This window comes from Staphylococcus sp. HMSC14D10 (genome assembly GCF_001808125.1).
Taxonomy (GTDB): Bacteria; Bacillota; Bacilli; order Staphylococcales; family Staphylococcaceae; genus Staphylococcus; species Staphylococcus haemolyticus.
In genome coordinates, this window is the sequence record NZ_KV792252.1 from 1 (window position 1) to 8,301 (window position 8,301).

Here is an 8,301-nt window from a genome sequence, read left to right on the forward strand (position 1 = left end):
ATAATTCTACATCTACACCTAATAAGTAATTTATTATAGAGCTTTTTTTAATATCTTTTACATTGATATAAAGTACTATAATTACACGAAATCAATTATTTTAATTTATAATGGTTACTTTAATAACTATACTTATAAAATTTATTCTTTGATTATGAACGAGAAAGATTAGTAAAACATTATACCTATTATAATGCCTATTAGCACAATAGACCAGGAAGGTAATTTATAATAAACCAGGAATACGAATAATGAGCTAGCTAGAACAAAATCTAATTCTGATTTAATAGTTGAAGCCCAAATCGGATTATAAAATGCAGCGATAAGAATACCGACTACACCCGCGCTTATACCTTTTAAAAAACCTTCAGCATAAGTGTTAGATTTAATATCATCCCAAAATGGTAACACTCCAAATAATAATAGAAATGCTGGTAGGAATATAGCGACAGTAGCCAAAATTCCTCCTCCAATACCTTCTATAGACATGCCAATATATGAAGAGAACGTAAATAATGGTCCAGGTACAGCTTGAGCAGCAGCATAACCCGTTATGAAACTATCAGGTGATATCAAACCTTGTGGTACAAATTCATTTTCTAATAAAGGTAATACGACATGACCACCTCCAAACACTAAAGAACCAGATCTATAAAAACTATCGAACATTCTGAGCCATAAATTATTCGTCATAGAACTAACTATAGGTAATACAATTAATAGTAAAAAAAATAATGAAATTGAAATAAACCCTAACATTTTAGGTAATTTAAATGTCTTTACTCTTAAATTATTTATATCTGTAGAGGTTTCTTTTAAAAAGATAAGACCATATATACCAGTAATAGATAATGCGATTACTTGAATGTAAAGATTATCGATTGTTAGAGATAATATAAGAACAAATAATGCCAATGTAATGGTACTTTTAGTATTTGTTAATTTTTTACCCATACCTATTATGGCTTGGGCAACAATGGCAACAGCTACTAGTTTTAAACCTTGGATCCAAGTTAAACTAGAATCATTGTTAATAAATAATGCTGAAAAAACCATAAGTATAATCACAGAAGGAAGTGTAAAACCAATAAAAGAAATAATTCCTCCCAGAATTCCTCCTCTAATAGTACCTATACCAATACCAACTTGGCTGCTTGCAGGTCCAGGTAAAAACTGGCATAGCGCTACTAAATCTGAGTATTCTTTTTCATCAAGCCATTTTCTTTTCTTAACATACTCATCATAAAAATAACCTAAGTGGGCAGTTGGTCCTCCAAATGATAGTAATCCAAGTTTTAATGCAACTAAAAATATATTTATATATTTATACATACAAAGCTCCTTGTATTTCGTTGATTAATTTTTTACTTAACTATCAAATTCTTTAATTTTTTTGCCAATTTCATCTCTAACGCGTTGAAATTCTGACCACTCTTTACCTGCTGGATCATCAAAACCCCAATGCTCTTTTTTAACGTTTGGTGGTAAAATAGGACAATTATCGTCTGCATCACTACATAACGTTACGACCAAATCTGATTGTTTTAAAATATCATTATCAATCAAGTCTGACGTATGGTTTGATATATCAATATCTACTTCTTTCATAGCTTCTATTGCTTTAGGATTAACACCATGTGTTTCAATACCGGCAGAATAGACATTCCAATCTTCACCCAATATTTTCTTTCCCCAACCTTCAGCCATTTGGCTACGACAAGAGTTTCCTGTGCATATAAAATAAATTGTTTTCTTATCCATAATTAAAGCCTCTTTTCTTAAAATATAATTAGTGTAAGGTATAAACCTAAAAGTGTTACAAATAGGACTGGAATCGTAATGATAATTCCAGTTTTAAAGTATGTTCCCCATGAAATTTTTACCCCTTTTTGTGTTAAAACGTGTAACCATAGTAGTGTTGCTAAGGAGCCGATAGGTGTGATTTTGGGTCCTAAATCTGCACCGATGATATTGGCATAAATCATGCCTTCTTTAATTAAACCGGTAGTTGCAGATTGTCCAATAGCAATTGCATCAATTAATACGGTAGGCATATTATTCATAATGGCTGAAAGAAATGCGGATATGAAGCCCATACCTATAACACTACTAAACAATCCATAGTTTGATATGCTTGATAGAATATTAGCTAATAATGCAGTAATACCTACGTTTTTCAGACCAAATACAACTAAATACATTCCTATAGAAAAGAGCACAATATTCCAAGGTGCACCTTTGATCACTTGTTTCGTATTTACTACTCTCGATTGATGGGCCAATACAGTAAATATAAATGCAATCAAACAAGCAATTAACGATACTGGAATTTGAATAAATTCACTAACTATATAACCAATGAGTAAGATTGATAAAACAATCCACGAAAACTTAAATAATTTTGGATCTTTAATGGCTTGATCAGGCGTTTTAAGATTTTTAATTTCAAAATGGTTAGGAATAACTTTTCTGAAATATAGCCATAATACAACGATACTTGCAAGTAAAGAAAATAGATTTGGAATCATCATGCGATTTACATATTCAATAAATCCAATATGGAAGTAGTCAGCAGAAACGATATTAACCAAATTACTTACAATTAATGGAAGAGACGTAGTGTCTGCAATGAATCCACTTGCAATGATAAAAGGAAAAATGACTTTTTGATTAAACCCTAAATTTCTTACCATAGCGAGCACGATTGGAGTGAGAATTAATGCAGCTCCATCGTTCGCAAAGAAAGCTGCTACAATAGCGCCTAACAACATAATATAAACAAACATTTTAAACCCATGACCATTTGAAGCTCTGACCATATGTATAGCTGCCCATTCGAAAAATCCAATTTCATCTAAAATTAATGAAATGAGTATAACAGCGACAAAGGTTAACGTCGCATTCCAAACAATCCCTGTAACTTCAATAACATCCGAGAGACTCACAACGCCTGTAATAATAGCGATGATAGCACCAATCAATGCTGTAATACCAATATCTAACCCCTTAGGTTGCCAAATAACAAACATGAGAGTTAAAAGAAAAATAATAATCGCTAGAATAGTCATTATTTACATTCACCTGTCTTTATCTTTTTACACATACATTGTTGAGTAGGAGAACTAATATAAGTTAATTCATTATTGATTGAATCTAAGGACTTATGATTAAGTCGGTACATGTGCTTAGTACCGTCTTTTCGTGTAGATACTAATTCATTATCTACTAGAATTTTCATATGATGACTTAATGTAGGTTGTGAAAATTGAAAATACGCTAATAAATCACAAGCACATAATTCACCGCAAGATAATAAGTCTAATATTTCTAATCGACTTGGATCCGATAAAATTTTTAATTGTAATGATAGTTCCTTATAAGACATATGTATGTCATCCCTCCTTTATTATAGGTTAACATCTATATAGACAAACATCTATATAGATGTTACTTTTTGCAATAATACATTATATTATTTATAATAGTTATATCAAAAAAAATTGATTTATTTTAATTATTTCTTAGTTATTCTGAAAAATTTAAAAGTATGTCGCACAAGCATACTATCGTTACATTCGAATTGAAAATGATAGATAGAAAGAAGCTGATGAATGATGCAATCTGTTAACATTGATACGAGTATGATGACAGAAAACGAATTAGAATTTTATGAACAAATTTTTAATGCACTTGCAGATAAAATTAGATTATCGATTCTACAAACAATAAATCAAAGTGAAAAAAAAGCTTTATGTGTTTGTGATTTAGAAGAATTTTTAGAGTTAAAGCAATCTAAACTTTCGTATCATTTAAAAAAATTGGTAGATGCTAATATACTGAGTGCTGAAAAGCATGGGACATGGAATTATTACAAAATTAATGAACAACAAATACAGGTTGTTTTAAACGAAGATACTTGTTGTAAGATATTTTAAGTATCTTTTTTAATGTAGTATTAATCAATTTTTTTTGATTGATATATCAAAAAATATTGATTAATCAAATTTGGAGGCGTTATACTAATGATAGATTCAATTATGGAATTTATAAAAACATTTCTAATGCTATTTTTTGAATTATTAATACTGTTCATCATCGTGAGCTTTATTGTGAGTATAATCCAGCAGATAGTTTCAGAAGAAAAAATAAAACAATATTTAAGTAAACCTAATCAAGCTATTAATTATATTTTGGGAATGACTTTTGGTGCGATGACCCCATTTTGTTCTTGTTCTACAATTCCTATACTTGCAGGCTTATTAAATTCTAAAGTACCTTTTGGTCCTGCAATCAGCTTTTTAATTGCGTCACCTTTAATGAATCCCTTAATGATATTTATGTTATGGGCCTTACTGGGTTGGAAAGTTGCAATAGTTTATTTTGTTGTACTAGCAATATTTAGTATCTTAACAGGTTTTGTATTTTCAAAAATGAATTTAGCTGAAACTTATAAAGGGGTAAATGTTAAAGGCGATGGATTTTTTGCTAATAAAACGGGATCTCGTGTTAAACAAGCATTAAATGATGCGTGGGCATTTTTATATCCAATGCTTCCTTACCTATTTATTGGTGTGTTTATTGGAGCGTTCATATATGGATTTGTCCCCGAAACATTTATTACAAAATACGCAAGTGGTGATGGCGTTATATCTGTATTCATTGCATCTGTTATAGGCATTCCAATGTATATCAGACCTGAAACAATGTTACCTATCGCTGAAGCATTAGCATCAAAAGGGATGTCTTTAGGAACAGTAGTTGCGTTGATCATTGGTGGTGCTGGTGCAAGTATTCCAGAAGTTGTATTATTATCGAAATTATTCAAGAAAAAATTTGTAGTCTCATTCGTTATCGCAATTTTAGTTGTGGCTATTGTTACAGGTTTGATGGCGAACATCATTATTTAAAGGGGGTGAGTTAATGGGAATCAAAGATGTATTAAATAAAATGAAACCTCAGGATCAATCATGTTGTTCTGTAGAAATTGAAGAAAAAACAGAGAAGAATGAAAAAGAACAGCAGGATAATAATTGTTGTTGTAACAATTAATTTAGAAGTCTGTAAAATATATGCTTATAACAAATAAACGAACGACAAATTCCAATGTAATAGTATGGAATTTGTCGTTCTTTCGTTACGGATAACGAAAAAGAAATACAAAAAAGAGAGAAAAATGTTAAAGTCAGAATGAAGTTCATGAAGAGTCAGTTGTTTGGTAATGTTATTCAATATATACCATTTATAAAAGCACGAAATACAGACCTTACGAAAGAACTTTAATAATTGAATATATAAGAATGAATGAAATGGCGAAGCAATTTACGAGAGTAAATGTGCTTCGCTATTTTTGTGGATTTAATATAACTATTACTGATGATAACTTACTTTGTAACTTTTATAATACTCTCAATAAATTTATTAATGGATTCATTTGTCTTTTTTGTATAGATCAAACCATAAGGCACTTGATTACCATGCCAATTTAGAGGAATGGTAACAAGGGATGGGTGAACGTTTGCCCATTCGTCTAATGTTAAAAGGATGTAGCCCATTTGTTCACATTGATTGAAGACTTCTAAATCGTAATAATAAGAAGTATCTTTAATTTTAATTTGTGGGTGATTGAATTCAATGTATTTCCGTAACTGATCGTTACTATGACTATTGCCTTCTTCAACCATCATTAAATGCTCACCATGTAAATCTTCTAAATTAATTTCTTTTTTATGAGCTAATTTGTGGTCAGTAGGTACAGCGCAACATAGCTGGTAGTAGCCGAGTATATAAGTGTTACAATATTCTGTCCATTCTTGTGAATCACAAGGACCAATAATGATATCTAGGTAAGTACCTAAAGATTTTATGATTTCTAAATTAGATAAGGAATTATCTTCAAAAGGTATAACCTCGAGATTTATTTGAGGGTATGTATTATTTATCTTTTTCCAAATAGAATCTAATTGTTTAAGAGAATTTAAATTAGAAGTGCCAATCCTTACTGCATATGTGTTACCTGACATTATATTTTTAGCTCGTTGGATTGCTTGATTTGAAAGTTTTATAATTTCTTTAGCATCTTCATAAAAAGATTTCCCCGCAGGAGTTAGTAAAATACCTTTATTCGAGCGATTTAGAAGCGTAACACCTACTTGATCCTCTAATGAATTTATTTGTTTCATAATAGCAGTTGAAGAAATAAATAACTCTTCTGCTGCTTTACTAAAACTTTTCTGTTCCACAACTTGAACAAACACTTCGATTTGACGACTATACATTGGTCATCTCTCCTCTTGTATCAACTTTTAGTTTAAGCTAAGTTAACTTTTTTATCGTTCCTTGTCAAATCCTATGAGTCTATAATTTGATACATAAGAAACTTTAAATTCAATTAAGGGGGCAAAATATTATGAAGAATGTCATTTTAAATAATGGTGTGAAAATGCCAATGTTAGGCTTTGGAGTATATCAAGTAGAGGATTTAAAAACATGTGAAGAAAGTGTTTATCATGCATTAATGACAGGATATCGTTCAATTGATACAGCTGCGGCATACATGAATGAGGAAGCGGTAGGCCGTGCTATTAAACGTAGTGAAATACCGAGAGAAGAACTGTTTATTACTACTAAAGTATGGATTCAGGATTATGGTTACGAGAAAACAAAAAAAGCATTTGAAGAATCATTGCATAAACTAGACGTTGATTATATTGATTTATATCTTGTTCATCAGGCATACAATGATTATTATGGTGCTTGGAAAGCTATTGAAGAACTATACGAAGAAGGGAAAATCAAAGCTATTGGGGTTTGTAATTTTAATACAAGACAATTAGTGGATCTCATAACTTATACACGAATTAAACCAGCAATCAACCAAATCGAGCATAATCCTTTCTTCCAAGAGAAAGAAATAAAACCAATTTTAAGTCAATATGATGTGCAATTAGAAGCTTGGGCGCCGTTTGCGGAAGGTATTGATGACATTTTTAATCATGATACTTTAAAATCTATTGGACAAAAATATGGAAAGACTGTTGCACAAGTTATCTTAAGATGGACAATACAACTAGGTATTGTAACGATTCCAAAATCAGTAACGAAAGAACGAATCGAGGAAAATTATGATATTTGGGACTTTGAATTATCTCAAGAAGATATGGAACAAATAGCTGAATTAGATAAAGGAAAAAGTTCAATTATAGACTTTGATTCAGTTGAAACAATAGAATTTTTAAAATCTGTAAAGGTTCATGATTAAGCTATAGCCTGAACTTTTAACAACTAGAGGTATGCCTTTTGGGTATACCTTTTATTAATTTAAGCATTAGAGGTATGTGTTTAGGAACATTATTATTAAGTTGCAGTATTCAAAAATGTTAAATAATAATAATTGAGGTGAGTTATTATGGTTAAAAAACAAACTGCTGGAAGAGATAATTTAGGTGACTTTGCCCCTAAGTTTGCAGAGTTAAATGATGATGTATTATTTGGCGAAGTTTGGTCGAGGGAAGAAAAGTTAGAACTTTATAAGAGAAGTATGATAACAATAACTGCATTAATTACAGCTGGGAACTTTGAGCAATTAACTGCACACTTAAATATAGGTAAAGCAAATGGTATTACAAAAGAAGAAATATCTGAGATTATTACACATCTAGCTTTTTATGTAGGTTGGCCAAAGGCATGGTCTGCTTTCAATATAGCTAAACAAGTTTACGATAAATAATTGATAATAGGAGAGATTCAAAATGACAAATCATGAAGAAGTTCAAAATGGCGTTATATTCTCTAGTGGTGAACCAAATGATGCTTTCGCGGAATTTTTTACTGGTCAAAGTTACTTAAATACTTTAGTTAATGATGAGGATGTTGACGTAGTTGTTGGAAACGTTACTTTTGAACCTGCGTGTCGAAATAATTGGCATATCCATACCGAAGGATATCAAATTCTACTTGTAACTGGTGGCGAAGGTTGGTACCAAGAAGAGGGCAAAGAAGCGCAAAAATTATATCCGGGTTCTGTAGTAGTGACTCACAAAGGCATCAAACATTGGCATGGAGCTACTGCAGATAGTTGGTTTGAACATATAGCAATTACAGCCGGCCCATCTGAATTCTTAGAGCCTGTGACTGAAGAACAATATAATAGCGTGTCATAAAAGTAGATGGTTCTGTTGCAAAGTTGAATTTATAGTATAATTTTAATAAAAAGGAGTCTTTTGTATGAACTAATTCAGATATAAACAATTCAGTAAAGATGTTATCATTGTAGCCGTTGGCTACTATCTAAGATATGCATTG

The 8,301-nt window shown here is 31.0% G+C and carries 11 protein-coding genes and 1 pseudogene; 7 read left to right on the forward strand and 5 right to left on the reverse strand.

What is annotated here, in order from left to right; genetic code table 11:
* Positions 1–168 precede the first annotated feature (168 nt).
* From chrA to HMPREF3134_RS05965, 4 genes are read right to left on the reverse strand one after another with little or no spacing between them, the layout of a single operon-like run.
* Positions 169–1,332 carry a chromate efflux transporter gene (gene chrA, locus HMPREF3134_RS05950; RefSeq protein WP_053036241.1) on the reverse strand — a complete coding sequence of 388 codons (1,164 nt, stop codon included), beginning with the start codon at positions 1,330–1,332 and terminating at the stop codon, positions 169–171.
* Between the two features lie 36 nt (positions 1,333–1,368).
* The gene (gene arsC / locus HMPREF3134_RS05955) at positions 1,369–1,761 is read right to left on the reverse strand and encodes an arsenate reductase (thioredoxin) (protein WP_044466499.1); all 393 of its coding nucleotides are present in this window, start codon (positions 1,759–1,761) and stop codon (positions 1,369–1,371) included.
* Between the two features lie 17 nt (positions 1,762–1,778).
* On the reverse strand, positions 1,779–3,071 hold the full coding sequence (gene arsB / locus HMPREF3134_RS05960) for an arsenite efflux transporter membrane subunit ArsB (protein WP_176744132.1): 1,293 nt from the start codon (positions 3,069–3,071) through the stop codon (positions 1,779–1,781).
* Positions 3,068–3,385: an ArsR/SmtB family transcription factor gene (locus HMPREF3134_RS05965; protein WP_053036239.1), complete on the reverse strand. Its 318-nt coding sequence runs from the start codon at positions 3,383–3,385 to the stop codon at positions 3,068–3,070. Before HMPREF3134_RS05965 ends, arsB begins: the two co-directional genes overlap by 4 nt.
* 256 nt (positions 3,386–3,641) lie before the next feature.
* Between HMPREF3134_RS05965 and HMPREF3134_RS05970 the strand changes: the two genes are divergently transcribed.
* The 3 genes from HMPREF3134_RS05970 to HMPREF3134_RS12460 all read left to right on the forward strand — a co-directional run bounded on the left by HMPREF3134_RS05970 (position 3,642) and on the right by HMPREF3134_RS12460 (position 5,049).
* The gene (locus tag HMPREF3134_RS05970; RefSeq protein WP_371106413.1) at positions 3,642–3,935 is read left to right on the forward strand and encodes an ArsR/SmtB family transcription factor; all 294 of its coding nucleotides are present in this window, start codon (positions 3,642–3,644) and stop codon (positions 3,933–3,935) included.
* Positions 3,936–4,022: 87 nt separating this feature from the next.
* Positions 4,023–4,907 (forward strand): permease, encoded by an 885-nt coding sequence (locus HMPREF3134_RS05975; RefSeq protein WP_070441481.1) that lies wholly within the window; start codon positions 4,023–4,025, stop codon positions 4,905–4,907.
* A gap of 13 nt (positions 4,908–4,920) precedes the next feature.
* Positions 4,921–5,049 (forward strand): hypothetical protein, encoded by a 129-nt coding sequence (locus tag HMPREF3134_RS12460; protein WP_141738630.1) that lies wholly within the window; start codon positions 4,921–4,923, stop codon positions 5,047–5,049.
* 332 nt (positions 5,050–5,381) lie between these two features.
* On the opposite strand, the gene HMPREF3134_RS05980 is transcribed toward HMPREF3134_RS12460, so the two are convergent.
* Positions 5,382–6,275, reverse strand: a complete 894-nt coding sequence (locus tag HMPREF3134_RS05980) for a LysR family transcriptional regulator (protein WP_053036237.1) — start codon at positions 6,273–6,275, stop codon at positions 5,382–5,384.
* A 131-nt stretch (positions 6,276–6,406) separates the two neighbouring features.
* Here HMPREF3134_RS05980 and HMPREF3134_RS05985 point away from each other — a divergent pair, with 131 nt between their 5' ends.
* The 4 genes and pseudogenes from HMPREF3134_RS05985 to HMPREF3134_RS11990 all read left to right on the forward strand — a co-directional run.
* The gene (locus HMPREF3134_RS05985) at positions 6,407–7,258 is read left to right on the forward strand and encodes an aldo/keto reductase (RefSeq protein WP_053036236.1); all 852 of its coding nucleotides are present in this window, start codon (positions 6,407–6,409) and stop codon (positions 7,256–7,258) included.
* A 147-nt stretch (positions 7,259–7,405) separates the two neighbouring features.
* Entirely contained in the window at positions 7,406–7,726 is a 321-nt protein-coding gene (locus HMPREF3134_RS05990) for a carboxymuconolactone decarboxylase family protein (RefSeq protein ID WP_053036235.1), read from the forward strand.
* 22 nt (positions 7,727–7,748) lie between these two features.
* Entirely contained in the window at positions 7,749–8,159 is a 411-nt protein-coding gene (locus tag HMPREF3134_RS05995; protein WP_053036234.1) for a cupin domain-containing protein, read from the forward strand.
* A gap of 73 nt (positions 8,160–8,232) precedes the next feature.
* Positions 8,233–8,301 (forward strand): annotated as a pseudogene (locus tag HMPREF3134_RS11990) (IS6 family transposase); the annotation flags it as partial.